This is a genomic window from Chelatococcus sp. GCM10030263, assembly GCF_042666455.1.
Classification (GTDB): Bacteria; Pseudomonadota; Alphaproteobacteria; order Rhizobiales; family Beijerinckiaceae; genus Chelatococcus.
Genome location: NZ_JBHTDB010000005.1, coordinates 659,689 through 676,183 on the forward strand (window position 1 = coordinate 659,689; position 16,495 = coordinate 676,183).

A 16,495-nucleotide genomic window follows, 5' to 3' on the forward strand; every position below is an offset into this window, starting at 1 on the left:
GAGGGCGGGATGGGACGTCGTCTCTCCGCCCTCGACTTCGATCGACGAGGAGCGTCGTCAATGCGCCTCTTCCCAATTGTCCGCGGCGCGCGCGTCCACATGCAGCGCGACACGGAGCTCGGCAGCGGGGAGGGGGGCTGCCTCCATCACCTGGGTGATGATCGGCAAGGCCCGCTCGACCTCATCGTCCGGCACCTCGAAGACGAGCTCGTCATGCACCTGCAAGAGCATGCGGGCCGCCAGCCCCGCCGATGACAGCGCTTTCTCCATGCGCGCCATGGCGCGGCGGATGATGTCGGAGGCCGAGCCCTGAAGCGGTGCGTTGATCGCCTGCCGCTCGACAAAGGCGCGCTGCGAGGGATTGGACGAGCGGATATCGGGATAGTGGCAGACGCGGCCGAAGATGGTCGTGACATAGCCGTGCTCGCGGCAGAAGGCCTTGGTCTCGTCCATATAGTCGCGGATGCCGGGGAAGCGCTCGAAATAGCGGCGGATATAGGCGCCGGCTTCCTCGCGCGGAATGCTGAGCTGGTTGGCGAGGCCAAAAGCCGAGATGCCGTAGATGATGCCGAAATTGATCGCCTTGGCACGCCGACGCACCATGGGATCCATGCCCTTGACCGGCACGCCGAACATTTCCGATGCGGTCATCGCATGGATGTCGATGCCCTCGGAAAAGGCCTGCCGAAGCTGCGGAATATCGGCCATATGGGCGAGCAGTCGCAGCTCGATCTGGCTGTAGTCCGCCGAGACGAGCTTCATGCCGGGCGCTGCCACGAAAGCCGTGCGGATCTTGCGGCCTTCCTCCGTGCGCACCGGAATGTTTTGCAGATTGGGCTCGGAAGAGGAGAGCCGGCCCGTCGTCGTCGCCGCCAGCGAGTAGCAGGTGTGCACGCGCCCGGTTTCCGGATGGACATAGCTCGGCAGCGCATCGGTATAGGTCGACTTGAGCTTCGCGAGCTGGCGCCATTCCAGGATCTTGACGGGCAGGGGATAGCCTTCCGCTGCGAGATCCTCGAGCACATTGGCACCGGTCGCCCATTGCCCGGTCGCGGTCTTCTTTGCACCCGGCAGCCCGAGCTTGCCGAAGAGAATATCGCCGAGCTGCTTGGGCGAGCCGATGGTGAAACGCTCGCCGGCAATCGTATAGATCTCCTCCTCGAGCCTGGCGAGGGTCTGCGCGAAGGAGCCCGACAGGCGCGACAGGATCGTGCGGTCGATGGCGATACCACGCCCTTCCATGCGCGCCAGCACGCCCACGAGTGGTCGCTCCAGCGTTTCATAGACGGTGGTCTTGCTCTCGGCGACGAGCCGCGCCTTGAAGATCTGCCAGAGCCTCAGCGTCACGTCCGCGTCTTCGGCGGCATAGGCGGTTGCGTTGTCGATCGCCACCCGGTCGAAGGTGACCGCGTTGCGACCCTTGCCGGCGACGTCACCGAAGGCCAGCGGCTTATGGCCGAGGAACTTTTCCGACAAGGCATCCATGCCATGGCCCGCGATACCCGAGCGGCCGGCGTCGAGCGCATAGGACATCAGCATTGTGTCGTCATAGGCTGTGACGGTGATGCCGTAGCGGCTGAGCAACAGAATATCGTATTTGAGATTCTGGCCGATCTTGAGGATGTCGGGCCGCTCCAGGAGCGGCTTCAGCCGGGCGAGTGCGTCGCGGATCGGGATCTGGCCGGCGAGCATGCCGCCGCCGAAGAGCCCGTCGCCGCCTTCCGCCTTGTGCTGTAGGGGAATGTAGCAGGCCCTGCCGGGCGCCACCGCGAGCGAGATGCCGACGAGCTCGGCCTGCATGGCGTCGAGCGAGGTTGCCTCGGTGTCGAAGGCGACGCTGCCGGCCTCAACGGCCTCGGCGATCCAGCCGTCGAGCGCATCGAGCGTGGTCACCGTCGGATAGCTCTCACGGTCGAGCGGTACTTCGCGGGCCTGCTTGGCGCGTTCGGCGGCAAGTACGGCGGGCGTGCCCACAGCCGCCTCTGCGCCGGCGCTCACGGCCACCTGCGCGGCGGGCGCCACGACGGCCGCGCCATTTGCTCCGGCTGCGGCCTCTCCGGTCTGTGACGGCACAGATGGAGCGGCTCCGGTCTGCGACGTCTGGCCGTGCCAGATCTCGCCCGTGCCGACGGCAAGCCGCGCGTCGGGCGCTATCGCATTCGCATCGGTTTCGTAGATTTCTGATACGCGCTTGGTGATGGTGGTGAATTCGAGCGCCTTGAGGAAGGAAACGAGCGTCGTCGGCTCGGGATCGACGAGTTTGAGATCGGCGAGCGGCGTCTCCACCGTTACGTCGTCGACTAGCGCCACGAGCTGCTTCGAGATCCGCACGCGCTCGACGATATCCGGGGCGGTCAGGGTCTCACGGCGCTTCGGCTGCTTGATCTCTCCGGCGCGCGCGAGCAGTTCTTCCAGGTCGCCGAAATCATTGACGAGCTGGGCGGCCGTCTTGATGCCGATGCCGGGTGCGCCGGGAACGTTATCGGTCGCATCGCCAGCAAGCGCCTGCACATCCACCACCTTGTCGGGCGTCACGCCGAAATAGGCGATGACCTCCTCGAGCCCGATGCGCCGCTCCGGCCGGAAGCTGCCCTTCGCCTGCGTGCCCGAGGCCGGATCATACATGGCGACGCCCGGCCCGATGAGCTGCATCAGGTCTTTGTCGGCGGAGATGATGAGCACGTCGGCGCCGGCTTCCGTCGCATGGCGGGCGTAGGTCGCAATGAGATCGTCGGCCTCGTAGCGGTCCTGCTCCACCGGCTTCAGCCCGAAAGCCCTGACCGCCTCGCGCATCAGCGGGAATTGCGGCACGAGGTCCTCGGGCGGCTCCGACCGGTTGCCCTTGTAAGCTGGGTAGATCTCCTTACGGAAGGAGTTCTCCGATTTGTCGAAAATGATGGCGAGATGGGTCGGCCTGATGCCGACCGCGCCCTCGCGGATGAACTGGAAGAGCTTAGTGCAGAACAGCCTGACTGCCCCGGTCGGCAGGCCGTCCGAGCGATAGTTGTATTTCCGGTCCTGGTTCATGGACTGGAAATAGGCGCGAAAGACGAAGGAGGAGCCGTCGACCAGGAAGACGTGGTCGCCCGGCTTCAGGGGCGTCGTGTCACTCATGGCTGAGGGATAGCGCAATGTCGCGCGCGGCACCATGCCATTGGCGCGTATAGGCGGCCCGCCTCAGCGATCGTTCGCCGCCGTCCACAGCCGTGCCTTGGGGCGGCTGGTGCGGAACTGGCCGCGTTCGATGGCGACGAAGGCGATCACCGCGATGCTCATCGTCGTGACCCACCAGGCGATGGCGCTGCCCACCCCGAGGCAGGCGAGCATGAAGCTCGCCGTAAAGGCGGCCATGATGCCCGGCACCAGAACCGGATTGGCGAAAGAGGCGCGCCGCGCTGCCCAGAACAGCCCGACCGCGAGCGCTGCCGCGCCGACCACGCCGAGTTCGTACCAGACCTCGAAGGGCAGCCCGACCGGTGTATTGGCCGGGATCTCACCGGCGACGCGCCCGCGCAGGCTCGCATCGAGCCCATGGCCCGTGATGAGACGCATCGGCTCGGCCCGCACGATCATCGTCCAGGCCCGCAGCGATTCCGTCAGGGGATGCGCCGTGCCGAGAACGGTTTTGACGATCGGCTGGGCGATGAAGGGAATAACCGGCGCGAGAGCGACGGCGGCGGCCATGCCCCAGGCGACGACCGCCACGCCGGTCCTCGGCCGGATGGACGACAGGCCGAAGATGAACGCACCCAGCGCAAAAGCCACGAAAGCCACCGGCACGGTGCCGACCAGCATGGCGAGCACCGCAACGGCAGCCAGGGCGAGCGACAGGACGTTGCGTTGGCGCGACACGAGCCAGGCAAGCGCCGGCCAGATCATGACCGACAGCCCCGTCAGTCCGCGTTCCAGGCTCGCGATCGCGGAAATATTCTCCTCGTCCGGCTGCAGCAGGAAGACGGCAATGGCGAAGACGGCCGCAGCCGCGGCGCCGATGCCGGTCAGATAGAGATTCGCGGCGCGTACACGCTCCGGCAGCGCCGCGGTGCCGGCGAGCACCAGCACCGTCGCGCCGATGATATTGAAGAGCTTGTTGGCGGCCGTATCCGGAAAGCGCGTCCAGATCAGCGACAGCGCGGCCCAGCCGAGCAGGATCAAGCCGGCCATGCCCGCACGCGAGCTCATGATGCGACGAACTGCCGCGAGCATATGCGCCTGCCCGTCGAGAAGCGCGGCCATGACGAGGAGCGCGACCCCGATCGGCGCCAAAACCACCGCCGCGCGCCGAGTCACCAGCGCAGCGACAGGCACGGCGACCACGAGCGTGGCAAAACCGATGCGTCGCAGCAGGGCCGCGGCATCGGCTGCTGGATCGAGAGCGGGGGAGTGGGAACGCGTGACCATCGATAGCCCGGCAAGAGCGGAGCCGCCCGGTGGGCCCCGCCTTCCGGACAGGCTAGCCTGCCGGCCGCTTTTAAGCTGTAGGTCCCATGCAACAGTTCACCTTTGTTGCGTCACGGCGAGGCCGGCACCTCCCGCCTGCGCCTGCCCCTGGTCGGCATCCGTCAGCGTGCCGAGAAAGGCGACGACGTCGTCGATTTCGGCATCCGTGAGTGCGGGCGGATCGCCCGGCTTGCGGCCGAAGGGCGGATCGCGGTTGAGATTGCTCCAATAGGCCGGCGTCAGGTCGTCATAGGGCCGGACAGTTCCGTCAGGCGCGTGGGAGTACCAGCGGCCGGGGTCCGTGTCCCGTGTCGCATAGAAGGCCACCACGTCGCGCAGGCTATGCAGGCTGCCGTTGTGGAAGAAGCTTTGGCGCAGCGCTACATTACGCAGGGAAGGCGTACGGAAGAGCCCGCAGTAGTCGGCGCGATCCTGCAAGTCCGTGCGCAGCGGCCCGCACAGGCCGAGGTCGTGATAGTTCGGGTCGCGATTGGCGGAAATGGCCGGATTGCGAGGCGGCGCGATGGCGATCATGCCGAAATCGGTGAATTGCGGCGGTTCGCCGTCATTGGCCGGCTGGCTGCGATGGCAACTCGCGCAATTGCCCTTGTCCGGATCCTCGAAGAGCTTGAGGCCCCTGAGTTCCTGCGCGGTCAGTGTTGCCTTGCCGGCGAGATAAGCGTCGTAGCGGCTCGAATAGGGGTAGAAGTCGGACGGGCTCTGCTCGAAGGTGCCGAGCGCCTCGCCGGCCGCCTTCAAGGCGTCCTGCGGGTGGTTGAAAATGTCGGCCCCGAACAGCGCCTCGAGCTCGTCCGCATAGGGCGCTCGGCGCAGGGCTGCGGCAACCTGCGCGGCATCCTTGTTGGCCATCTCGAAGGGCGACAGCAGCGGGATCGCGGCCTGGTCGCGGCCGTGGTCGACGCGCCCGTCCCAGGTGAGGCCGCCGGTCGGGCCGTTGTCGACGCTCTCGTCGCCCTCGTCCTCGGATTCGAAATAATGCTCCGTGAAGGCCGGCACCGCCTGCAGATAGCGCAGCGACGGCACGGCGCGCACGCCTGGTTGGTCGAGCATGGGGCCGCCCATCTCGACGGGGGCGGCCGAAGCCGGCCCAAAGCCGTGGTGCGGATCATGGCAGGAGGCGCAGGACCGCGCCCCTGAAGCGGAGAGGGACGGATCGAAGAACATCGCGCGGCCGAGTTGGGTCAAGGCAGCCGCGCGCGCGAATGCCTCCGGGCGCGAGAGAGGCCCGGGCCAATGGCCAGCGCTGACTGTTCCGGGCGCGGCGAGAAGCGCCAGGCCGCCCAGCGCGGCCATGGCGACGATTGCCGCCCCAAATATTTGCCGGCTTTTGTCTTTCACGACACGCCTCATGCTGCTTTCGCGACATAGATCGCGCGCGATTGCAAAGCATGCATGACGCTCCTGCCGTTGCGCCGCCTGTGGCTCCGCGACAAAACGCCCATCGTCACAAATGCGATATACGCCGGTGCGCTAGATCGCGCCCGTCCTGCCCGCCGCCCGTTCCGAGCGGCCGCCGCAGCGCTCTCTCTCCCGGATTTCATCCATGAGGATTGCCGACATGACGAGGCAACGACTTCTTTCATCGCTTCTTGCCGCCACATCCGCCCTAACGCCGCTCGTCACTGCGGCGCGCGCCGAGGCCGCGCCAACCGGCTTCGACAAGATCGACACGATTGTCGTCATCTATGCCGAAAACCGCAGCTTCGATAACCTGTACGGGAATTTCCCGGGTGCTGACGGGTTCGCCAATGTGACGCCTGGTCAGGCGCGCCAACTCGATCGCGACGGCAAGCCGCTGTCCGAGCTGCCGCCGGCCTGGGGCGGGCTCACCGCAAAGGGCGTGACGCCGCCGGTCACCGAGGCGCAGTCTGCGCATCTGCCGAATGCGCCTTTCGGCATCGACGACCCCAAGGGGTTCAATCAGCCTCTGTCGGTGATCACCCGCGACCTCTGGCACCGCTTCTACCAGGAGCAGATGCAGATCGACGGCGGCAAGAACGACAAATTCGTCGCCTGGGCCGATTCCGGCGGCCTCGTCATGGGCCACTACGACGGTTCCACACTGCCCTTGTGGAAGCTGGCCCAGAAATACGTGCTCGCCGACAACTTCTTCCAGGGCGCCTTCGGCGGCTCCTTCCTCAATCACTTCGCGCTCGTCTGCGCCTGCGCGCCCGTCTATCCCAACGCCGACACGAGCCCGGCCAAGGGCCAGATCTCGGCGGTCGAAGACGACGGGATCACCCTGAAGGTCGCGGCCAATTCACCGGCCTCGGCGCTCGACGGCGTGCCGAAGTTCGTGCAGGACGGCACGCTCACACCAGACTTCTATGCGGTCAACACGATGCAGCCGCCCTACCAGCCGAGCCAGAACAAGCCGGCCCACGGCGCTGACGCGGCCACCGCCGACCCGAATGCGCCGACGACGCTGCCGCCGCAGAGCGAGATCACCATCGGCGACCTCCTGTCGCTCAAGGGCATCAACTGGGCCTGGTATGCGGGCGCATGGCAGGTGGCCCTCGACGGCAAGAACGCCACGCCGGTGCCGAATTTCCAGTTCCATCACCAGCCGTTCAACTATTTTGCCGCCTATGCTCCCGGCACGAAGGCCCGCGCCGAGCATCTCAAGGACGGCGGTCTCGACGGCAAGGCTTTCATCGCCGACATCGATGCCGGCAAGCTGCCGCCGGTCACCTTCTACAAGCCGCAGGGCAATCTCAACGAGCACGGCGGCTATGCCGATGTGTCGAGCGGCGACCAGCATATCGCCGACGTCATCGCCCATCTCGAGAAGAGCCCGCAATGGGAGCATATGCTCGTCGTCGTCACCTATGACGAGAACGGCGGATTCTGGGATCACGTCGCCCCGCCGAAGGCCGACCGCTGGGGGCCAGGCAATCGGATCCCGGCCTTCATCATCTCGCCTTATGCGAAACACGGCTGGGTGGACCACACGGAATACGACACGACCTCCATCCTGCGCTTCATCACCGAGCGCTACGACCTGCCGGTCCTGCCGGGGCTCATCGCGCGCGACGCGGCCCTGCGCGCCCATGGCGAGCCGCCGCTCGGCGACCTCACCGCCGCGCTCGACCTGACGCGCTGAGCGACGGAAAACGGCGCGTTCCGGCATGCCCGGAACGCGCATGCGGAAGGGAAGGGGCGACGTCGTCGCCCTTTCTGGCGCCGGGCAAATGTTGCAAAGTCCGGCGCATGACCGAGCGTTCAGAGATCCTCTACGCGCGCGAGCCCGACCTCGCCCTGGCCGAGTTCCGCCAGATCCTGGTGGAATCGGGGATGGCGGCGATTCGCCCCATGGACGATGAAGATCGTCTCCGGGCGATGCTCGCCGCCTCAGGGCTGATCGTGACAGCCCGTCGCGGCGGCCCCGATGGGCCGCTCGTTGGTGTGGCCCGCGGCATCACCGACGGGGTCTGGTGCTGCTATATTGCGGAACTCGCGGTCGCCGCCTCGGCCCAGCGCCTCGGCATCGGCCGGGGGCTCTTGGACGAGGCGCGGCGCCAGCTCGGTCCGCGCGTCAGCATCATGCTCGCATCCGTGCCGGACGCTGTCGGCTTCTACGAGCGAGCCGGCATGATGCGCATCGCCGACGCCTTCTGGTATCGCCGCGAGCAATAGGCATGTCGGGCAAATGGTAGCCAGACCGCGCCGGCGGCAGCTCGATCCGGTGCAGTTCATTCGCGAGCAGTTGCCGCTCGCGCCTGTGCCCCTTCTGCCCGGCATCTGCCTGCACCGGGCGCAGCCCTCGAGCGGACTCTGGCGCCTCGCGGAAAGCGATCCTGATTTCGGCGCGCCCTATTGGGCCTATGCCTGGGCGGGCGGCTTGGCGCTCGCCCGCCATTTTGCCGAGCATCCGGAGACGGTCGCGGGCCGGCGTGTGCTCGACCTCGGGGCGGGGTCCGGCCTCGTGGCCATTGCGGCGGCCAAGGCCGGTGCGTGCGAGGTCATGGCCGCCGAAACCAACCGCTATGGTGTCGCAGCGCTCGGTCTCAACGCCGCGGCGAACGATGTCGTTCTGTCCGTCGTCGGGGAGGATATCACGGCCGGGCCGGCCCCCGACGTGGACCTCATCGCGGTCGGCGACCTCTTTTACGCGCAGGAACTCGCCGATCGCGTGACGGCTTTCCTCGACCGCTGCGTTGTCGCGAATATCACCGTGCTCGTCGGCGACCCCGGCCGCGCTTTCCTGCCCCGCTCGCGTCTTCGGCTCGTCGCCGATTATGCGGTGGCGGATTTCGGCGAGGGTGCGCAGGCGCCAGGCGGACGAAGCGCCGTCTTCGCCTTCGAGCGAGCGGAATTGCCCTGCGCCGGCCCGCTCACGACGCCCCGCCCCAGCTCGGATCCTTGAGCACGTCGTCCGTCTGTTCGCCGAGCCCGGGGGAGGGGCGCTTTGCGACCTGCGGCTCTCCATCGAGCACGATGGGCGAGCGCACGGAGGGAATGGCCCCACCTGCGGCGGTGGGGTGGGGCAGGTCGATACGGAGGCCGCGCGCGATGACCTGCGGATCGGCAAAGACCTCGGCCACGGAATTGATGGGGCCTCCCGGCACGCCCTCGGCTTCGAGCCGCCGGAGGAGATCGGCGCGTGTGAAGCGCAGCATCAGCGCGGCGAGTATCGGCACGAGCCGCTCGCGGTTGGCGACACGCGCCTTGTTGGTGGCATAGGCCGGCTCGTCCGCGAGCGCCGGCTCGCCGAGGATGGTGACGAAGCGTCGGAACTGCGCATCATTGCCGACCGCGACGATCACATGTCCGTCGGCGACCTCGAACACCTGGTAGGGCACGATATTGGGATGGGCGTTGCCGAGCCGCTTCGGTGCGACGCCCGACACGAGATAGTTCATCGCCTGATTGGCGAGCACGCCGACCTGGGTATCGAGCAGCGCCATGTCGACCTGGCCGCCCTGGCCCGTCACCTCCCGCCGCTTGAGGGCGGCAAGAATCCCGACCGTCGCATAAAGGCCGGTGAAGATGTCGGCGAAGGCGACGCCCATCTTCATGGGCTCGCCGTCGGGCGAGCCGGTCAGGTCCATGATGCCGGCCATCCCCTGGACGAGATAGTCGTAGCCGGCGCGGCTGGCATAGGGCCCGGTCTGGCCGAAGCCGGTGATGGAGCAATAGACGAGCCGCGGATTGACGGCTTTCAGGCTTTCGTAGTCGAGCCCGTATTTCTCAAGGCCGCCGACCTTGAAATTTTCGATGACCACGTCCGCATGGGCTGCGAGGCGGCGGATGAGCGCCTGGCCTTCGGCCGTTTCGAAATCGACCGCGACGGAGCGCTTGCCGCGATTGGTCGCGTGGAAATAGGCGGCCGAGAGGTCGCCGCCGCGCTCAGTCGGAACGAAAGGTGGTCCCCAGCCGCGGGTGTCGTCGCCCGCGCCAGGCCGCTCCACCTTGACCACATCGGCGCCAAGATCGGCGAGCAGCTGCCCGGCCCAAGGCCCGGCGAGGATGCGCGCGAGTTCGAGGACCTTGACGCCGTGGAGGGGAGGGCTTCCACCCGGCTCCACCGCCACTCTCCCCTGCGGGGAGGGACCGCCCGCCTCGATCTCATCCACGCCCATGCTGTTCGTATCCGTATCGTCCGTGCCGCTCATGGCGCGCTCCGATCCCTCCCTGCAGGGGAGGGTGGCACGCGCGCCGAAGTCGGATTTATCCGACTTCGGCACTTTGAGAATCGAACTCGGGCCAGCCCTAGTTCGATGGCGCGTGACGGGTGGGGAGTTGCGCAAGTCAACGCCGCATAGATCGTGTCGAGAACCATCCGCTTATTCTGATCCACATCGGCGTTCGAGAAGCGCAGCACATGAAAGCCATGCTTCGACAGCGCCTCGTCACGCGCCCGATCGGCCGCAGCATGGCCATGGAGGCCGTGATGCCCGCCGTCGACTTCGACGATGACCCGGTGCTTGAGACAGGCGAAATCGACAACGAAGCGGCTGATGGCGACCTGCCGCCGGAAGTGGAGCCCGGCCGGCGCAAGCTCCTCGCGCAGCCAATTCCAGAGCTTCACCTCCTGCGGTGTCATGCGCTTGCGCAGGGCGCGGGGAAGGGCATTTGGGAGCGGGCTTTCGGGACGTCCATGTGCCCGGCTTTGGCCTTTGCGCCGGTCCCCACCCGGCGGCTTCGCCGCCACCCTCCCCTGCGGGGAGGGATCGTCGGTGCTTGTATCATCATCAGGACCGCTCATGGCGCACTCCGATCCCTCCCCGCAGGGGAGGGTGGCACGCGCGGAGCGCGTGACGGGTGGGGACGAACGAGCACCGTCCTTCGAGCCTAAAAAAACGCCTGAATCCCGGTCTGGGCGCGGCCGAGGATGAGGGCGTGCACGTCGTGGGTGCCCTCGTAGGTATTGACCGTCTCCAGGTTCTGGGCGTGGCGCATGACGTGGTATTCTTCCTGGATGCCGTTGCCGCCGTGCATGTCGCGCGCTTGCCGGGCAATATCGAGCGCCTTGCCGCAGTTGTTGCGCTTCACCAGGGAGATCATCTCCGGCGCCATCTTGCCCTCGTCGAAGAGACGGCCGACGCGCAGGCTCGCCTGCAGGCCGAGCGCGATCTCGGTCTGCATGTCGGCGAGCTTCTTTTGCACGAGCTGCGTGGCGGCGAGCGGCCGGCCGAACTGCTTGCGTTCGAGCACATAGTTCCGGGCGCGGTGCCAGCAATCCTCGGCGGCGCCCATGGCGCCCCAGGAAATGCCATAGCGGGCGCGGTTGAGGCAGCCGAAGGGCCCCTTCAGGCCGGAGACATTCGGCAGCAGCGCTTCTTCCGGTACCTCGACGCCATCCATGACGATCTCGCCGGTGATCGAGGCCCGCAGCGAGAGCTTGCCGCCGATCTTCGGCGCGGACAGCCCCTTCAGGCCCTTGTCCAGGATGAAGCCGCGGATCGCCCCGTCATGGCCGGCTGACTTCGCCCAGACCACGAAAACATCGGCGATGGGCGAGTTCGAGATCCATGTCTTCGTGCCGGTCAGGCGATAGCCGCCGTCGACCTTCTCCGCGCGGGTCTTCATCCCGGCGGGATCGGAGCCGGCGTCGGGCTCCGTCAGCCCGAAACAGCCGACCCATTCGCCCGACGCGAGCTTCGGCAGATAGTGTCTGCGCTGCGCCTCGTCGCCATAGGCATAGACCGGATACATGACGAGCGAGGACTGCACGCTCATCATGGAACGATAGCCGGAGTCGACGCGCTCCACCTCACGCGCGACGAGCCCATAGGCCACATAGGACGCGCCCGCGCAGCCATAGTCTTCCGGCAGCGTCACGCCGAGCAGGCCGAGCTCGCCCATTTCGGTGAAGATGGCGCGGTCGGTCTTTTCTTGCGCATAGGCTTCTATGACGCGCGGCAGCAGCTTGTCCTGCGCGTAAGACTGCGCCGTGTCGCGGATCATGCGCTCGTCATCGGTGAGCTGATCGGTGAGCAGAAAGGGATCGGCCCAGTCGAAGGCGCCTCCGCCCTTGGTGCTGCTCATGACTGCCTCGGCCATTGGAAACTCCGCTTGTTATCGTTGCGCGTTTTCCGCGACCTTGCCCCTCCCCCTTGTGGGGAGGGGCAAGGGGTGGAGGCGGTTTTATTCAGCTGGTGGGGCTATGTCGAAGATCAGTTCCAACGTCGCGTTCTCTCAACGAGGACCCCCACCCCCAACCCCTCCCCACAAGGGGGAGGGGCGACCGCCGGGATAACTAGCTACGGCCCGACGTCGAAGGTCACGCCTTGCGCCAGGGGCAGGGTCGCGCCGTAATTGATGGTGTTCGTCGTCCGGCGCATATAGGCCTTCCACGCGTCGGAGCCCGCTTCGCGGCCGCCGCCGGTTTCCTTCTCGCCGCCGAAAGCTCCGCCGATCTCCGCGCCTGACGGGCCGATATTCACATTGGCGATGCCGCAGTCCGAACCCGCGACCGAGAGGAAGCGTTCCGCCTCGCGCATGTCGGACGTGAAAATGGAGGAGGAGAGCCCGGCGCCCACCGCATTATGCAGCGCAATCGCCGCCTCGAGTTCCTTGTAGCGCGTGACATAAAGGATCGGCGCGAAGGTCTCGCGCAGCATCGGGCCGGACTGTCCGGGCATCTCGACGAGCGCAGGCGCCACATAGAAAGCCTCCGCCCCGCCGATGTCGTGCCGGCCGCCGCCATGGACCGTGGCCCCGACCGAGCGCACTTCGGCGAGCGCCTTTTCCATGCCCTCGTAGGCGGCGCCGTCGATGAGCGGACCGACGAGCGTCGTCGCTTCGCGCGGATCGCCGATCGTCACGCTGCCATAGACCCTGGCGAGGCGCGGCACGAAGCTGTCGTAGACACTCTCGTGCACGAAGAGGCGGCGCAGCGTCGTGCAGCGCTGGCCGGCCGTGCCCATGGCGGCGAAGGCGATGCCGCGCAGCGCCAGGTCGAGATCGGCCGAGGGCGCGACGATCGCCCCGTTATTGCCGCCGAGTTCGAGGATCGCGCGCGCAAAGCGCGTCGCAAGCTTCGGGCCGACCGCGCGGCCCATGGCCGTGGAGCCGGTCGCCGAGACGACGGGAACGCGTTCGTCCTCGACCAGCGCCTCGCCGACGGCGCGGCCGCCGATGACGACCTCGAGCAGCCCCTTCGGCACGCCGCCGAAGCGCTCGGCCGCGCGGGCGAAGATCGCCGCGACCGCAAGCGCCGTGAGCGGCGTCTTCTCCGACGGCTTCCACACGACCGGATCGCCGCAGACAAAGGCGAGCGCCGCATTCCACGACCAGACCGCGACGGGAAAATTGAAGGCGCTGATGACGCCGCAGACGCCGAGCGGATGCCAGGTCTCCATCATGCGGTGGTCAGGCCGCTCGGTCGCGATGGTGAGCCCGTAGAGCTGGCGCGACAGGCCGACGGCGAAATCGCAGATGTCGATCATCTCCTGGACTTCGCCAAGGCCCTCGGAGGTGATCTTGCCCGCTTCGAGCGTCACCAGCCGGCCGAGGTCAGCTTTCGCGGCGCGCAACTCTTCGCCGAGCAGACGCACGAGCTCGCCGCGCCGCGGTGCCGGCACTTGGCGCCAGGCCTTGAAGGCGGCGTCCGCCCGGCCGATCGCCGCGCGCGTCGCCTCGCCATCCGCTTCGCGCAGCGTGGCGATCACCTCGCCCGTGATCGGCGAGCGCGCGACAAGGCCGGAGGCGGCGAAGACCTCGTCCGAAACGCCGAGGCGGCGCAGGATGCCGAGCGCTTCGTCACGGACAGGAGAGAGCGACAGTAAAGAAGGCATGGTCGGATTGTCCATTGCTTCGGTCGGCCTGATCGCAGGGTCGCACCGCGTCGAGCCGTCATGATCCTGCGATTGTCGGCCGCACAATGGCGATACGCAATCCCCGTTTCAACCGATATGTCTCCGGACCCTCGTGGGTCGCGCCCGCCTCGCTTCCGCTCGGCAATGCATGCACCTAGGCCAGTGTATGTCGCCACACTGAAATAGTTTCAGTGGTTACCATTCCTTTGCGGGCGCCGCTATTAAGAGACATGTGTGCAAATCAAAAAAGCTGATCCACACTCCGAGGCTGTATGGACACCCGAAGTATTTTGATTCGTATATATTATTGCGGAATATTGATTATGCCGTCCAATCGTCTCACGCCTATTCCGAGTATTTCTGCAAATATTAGCGCGAGTGGACCGGTGAGGGCTCCCGCGGCGGGCCGGATACCAAGCGGCATAGTCCGACAGCTGAACGTAACGGCGTCGGCGATGACCTGGCCGAGCGTGTCGCCACCTGCCGGTCGCAGCGAGCGGCTAAGTTTCACGATGTCCGGAGACGGGAACAGCGGACGCTGGCAATCGTCGCCGTCGATGCGCCCGGGGATGTATGGTGCTTTAGATGAGCACGGCGGCTCGCTGCTCGCGTTGCAGTTGCGCTGGGCATTGACGAAAGCTGCGATCGAGGCCGTTGTCGCGGCTGGTACCGCCACCGCAACGAGCCTGGGCGGTTTAGCCGGTATAGGCATCGGCGGCCTGGTTGGCGCTGGCGCCGACCGCATTGCGCTCGATCTGACCAGCACTGATCTAGCCGAGGCGGTGGGCCGCGCCGTTGCGGGAGCTGCGGCTCACGGCACAGCTGGTGCCCTCACACCGCTCAAGCATTGGGCGAATGCCAGGCTTCAGCCCCGCGGGAACTGGCCTCGTCCCGCTCGGCTGGATTTGGGGGAAATCGTTGTCGGGATTGCGGTGGCAACGGCACGTAGCTTGATCGTCACGGCTTTCGTGCCGCCGGGGTGCGATGTCGTCATCGTTTTCATCAGCGCAAGCAGCGCCTTCTTGAGCACCGCCATTGCCAATGTCATTGCCGCGCGCCTTGATCCTTCGCTCGGGCCGCCGGGCAAACCGGATCCGTGGTGCGATCAAAGAACGCTTTTCCGCAGTCTTGCCGGCATGATGGACGCTTATTACGGCAGCGCATCTTTCGCCCTCGGGAGAATGTTGCGGAATTACCCGGCGTGCCGCTTTGCGGTGATTGGCGTGCTTGGGGCGACGGGCGCGGGCATGACCGCCGTCATGAAGAGGTGGAAGGGCTGGGCTGAGCCGCTCGAGGTGTTCGTCTCAGGGGGGCATCACGGCGTCCATGGCGCGATCGGTCTGTGAGAGCAGACCGATGCCGGGCATAGGCTCGCCATCCTCGGGTCGCCGCCTCCAGGACGCTTGGGCAGTTGCTCGGTCCGCCGATCACGGGCTCCCACGGCCCGCGCCTGGGCGCGGGCGATTCCGGGTGCAGCCATCGACTCAAGGCGGTTGGCCGACGGTTAGAGCAGGCCGCGCGCGGCGAGATTGCGCATGAGATGGCCGACGCCGAAGGTCCAGGGCTCGCAGCGATCCGTGTGGCGGATACGGTTGACGAGCCCCCCGAGCTGCGGCGCAGCGATTGTGACGATGTCGTCTTCCTTGTGGGTGAAGCCCTTGCCCGGCGCGTCGCGATCCTCCACCGGTGCGAAGAGCGTGCCGAGGAAGAGCACGGCGCCGTCCGGATAGTGGTGATGCTTGCCGAGCATCTGCGCCACGAGATCGGCCGGATCGCGGCTGATCTTCTCGATCGTCGAGAGGCCTTCGAGGCGGAAGCCCTCCGGCCCTTCGACGGTGAGCGTCACCGTCATTTTGCGCACGTCGTCCAGGGCGAAATCCCGGTCGAAGAAACGCATGAAAGGCCCGATGGCGCAGCTTGCGTTGTTGTCCTTGGCCTTCGACAGGAGTAGCGCCGAGCGGCCTTCCACGTCGCGCAGATTGACGTCATTGCCGAGCGTCGCCCCGACGATGCGGCCGTCGGATGCGACGGCGAGAACGACCTCCGGTTCCGGATTGTTCCAGGTCGAGATGGGGTGGATACCGGCATCCATGCCCGTGCCGACCGCCGACATGGGCTGGGCCTTGGTGAAAATCTCGGCGTCCGGGCCGATGCCGACCTCGAGATATTGGCTCCAGGCGCCTTGTGCGATGAGCATCTCTTTGAGTCGCATCGCCTCGGGTGAACCGGGCTTCAGCTTGGCGAAATCCTCGCCGACGAGACTGATGATCTCGGCGCGGATGGCCTCGGCCGCGCCGGCATCGCCGCGGGCCCGTTCCTCGATCACCCGTTCGAGCATCGATATGGCGAAAGTGACGCCAGCAGCCTTGATGGCCTGCAGGTCGATCGGGGCAAGGAGCCAGGGCTTGGAAGCATCGCGCCCGTCCGGTGGCGTATTCGCGAGAACCGCTTCGAGCGGCGCGACGAATTCGCCCTCGGCCGCGCGCAGAGCCGCTGCAGGGTCGTCGCTCTCGCAGAGGTCGCGCGTGGTCGGGAAGCGGGCGGAGATATCGACGAGCCCACCGTCGCGTATCGCCACGACCGAGGGCCCCGCACGGTCAGGCCGGAAGATGCGGCCCGCGAGCGCCGCGCGCGGCGCATCGGTGGGCAGTGCCGCCGCCAAAGTCAAACCGTCGATCATGGGCCGATCCTCCGCCGTTCACCTTGAGACGGACCGCACCGGTCCGCTGCTCCATCGGCCGCATTGAGGGCATCAATTCCGTCGCGTCAAG

General features: G+C 66.7%; 12 protein-coding genes. 4 read left to right on the forward strand and 8 right to left on the reverse strand.

Annotated elements, in window-relative coordinates:
• Positions 1-57: 57 nt before the first annotated feature.
• The 3 genes from polA to ACFQU1_RS13340 all read right to left on the reverse strand — a co-directional run bounded on the left by polA (position 58) and on the right by ACFQU1_RS13340 (position 5,754).
• Positions 58-3,114, reverse strand: coding sequence for a DNA polymerase I (gene polA / locus ACFQU1_RS13330; protein WP_378133252.1), 3,057 nt, complete (start codon positions 3,112-3,114; stop codon positions 58-60).
• A gap of 63 nt (positions 3,115-3,177) precedes the next feature.
• Complete coding sequence (locus ACFQU1_RS13335) at positions 3,178-4,401, reverse strand: peptide ABC transporter permease (protein ID WP_378133254.1); 1,224 nt, start codon at positions 4,399-4,401, stop codon at positions 3,178-3,180.
• Positions 4,402-4,497: 96 nt separating this feature from the next.
• Positions 4,498-5,754: a cytochrome-c peroxidase gene (locus ACFQU1_RS13340; protein ID WP_378134046.1), complete on the reverse strand. Its 1,257-nt coding sequence runs from the start codon at positions 5,752-5,754 to the stop codon at positions 4,498-4,500.
• A 265-nt stretch (positions 5,755-6,019) separates the two neighbouring features.
• Here ACFQU1_RS13340 and ACFQU1_RS13345 point away from each other — a divergent pair, with 265 nt between their 5' ends.
• From ACFQU1_RS13345 to ACFQU1_RS13355, 3 genes are all read left to right on the forward strand, one after another.
• Positions 6,020-7,564, forward strand: a complete 1,545-nt coding sequence (locus tag ACFQU1_RS13345; RefSeq protein WP_378133256.1) for an acid phosphatase — start codon at positions 6,020-6,022, stop codon at positions 7,562-7,564.
• A 107-nt stretch (positions 7,565-7,671) separates the two neighbouring features.
• Positions 7,672-8,097, forward strand: coding sequence for a GNAT family N-acetyltransferase (locus tag ACFQU1_RS13350; RefSeq protein WP_378133258.1), 426 nt, complete (start codon positions 7,672-7,674; stop codon positions 8,095-8,097).
• A 13-nt stretch (positions 8,098-8,110) separates the two neighbouring features.
• Positions 8,111-8,827: a class I SAM-dependent methyltransferase gene (locus ACFQU1_RS13355; RefSeq protein WP_378133260.1), complete on the forward strand. Its 717-nt coding sequence runs from the start codon at positions 8,111-8,113 to the stop codon at positions 8,825-8,827.
• Here the strand turns inward: ACFQU1_RS13355 and ACFQU1_RS13360 are convergent.
• From ACFQU1_RS13360 to ACFQU1_RS13375, 4 genes are all read right to left on the reverse strand, one after another.
• Positions 8,796-10,076 carry a CaiB/BaiF CoA transferase family protein gene (locus ACFQU1_RS13360; protein ID WP_378133262.1) on the reverse strand — a complete coding sequence of 427 codons (1,281 nt, stop codon included), beginning with the start codon at positions 10,074-10,076 and terminating at the stop codon, positions 8,796-8,798. The genes ACFQU1_RS13355 and ACFQU1_RS13360 overlap by 32 nt on opposite strands.
• A complete protein-coding gene (locus ACFQU1_RS13365; protein WP_378133264.1) occupies positions 10,073-10,669 on the reverse strand; it encodes an endonuclease domain-containing protein in 597 nt (198 codons plus the stop codon). The genes ACFQU1_RS13360 and ACFQU1_RS13365 overlap by 4 nt, the downstream gene beginning before the upstream one ends.
• Before the next feature lie 86 nt (positions 10,670-10,755).
• On the reverse strand, positions 10,756-11,967 hold the full coding sequence (locus tag ACFQU1_RS13370; protein ID WP_378133266.1) for an acyl-CoA dehydrogenase: 1,212 nt from the start codon (positions 11,965-11,967) through the stop codon (positions 10,756-10,758).
• Between the two features lie 200 nt (positions 11,968-12,167).
• Positions 12,168-13,703, reverse strand: a complete 1,536-nt coding sequence (locus tag ACFQU1_RS13375) for an aldehyde dehydrogenase family protein (protein WP_378133268.1) — start codon at positions 13,701-13,703, stop codon at positions 12,168-12,170.
• Between the two features lie 476 nt (positions 13,704-14,179).
• Between ACFQU1_RS13375 and ACFQU1_RS13380 the strand changes: the two genes are divergently transcribed.
• On the forward strand, positions 14,180-15,070 hold the full coding sequence (locus ACFQU1_RS13380; RefSeq protein ID WP_378133270.1) for a hypothetical protein: 891 nt from the start codon (positions 14,180-14,182) through the stop codon (positions 15,068-15,070).
• Positions 15,071-15,228: 158 nt separating this feature from the next.
• Here the strand turns inward: ACFQU1_RS13380 and ACFQU1_RS13385 are convergent, their stop codons facing one another.
• Positions 15,229-16,404, reverse strand: coding sequence for a fumarylacetoacetate hydrolase family protein (locus tag ACFQU1_RS13385; protein ID WP_378133272.1), 1,176 nt, complete (start codon positions 16,402-16,404; stop codon positions 15,229-15,231).
• Positions 16,405-16,495: the final 91 nt, after the last annotated feature.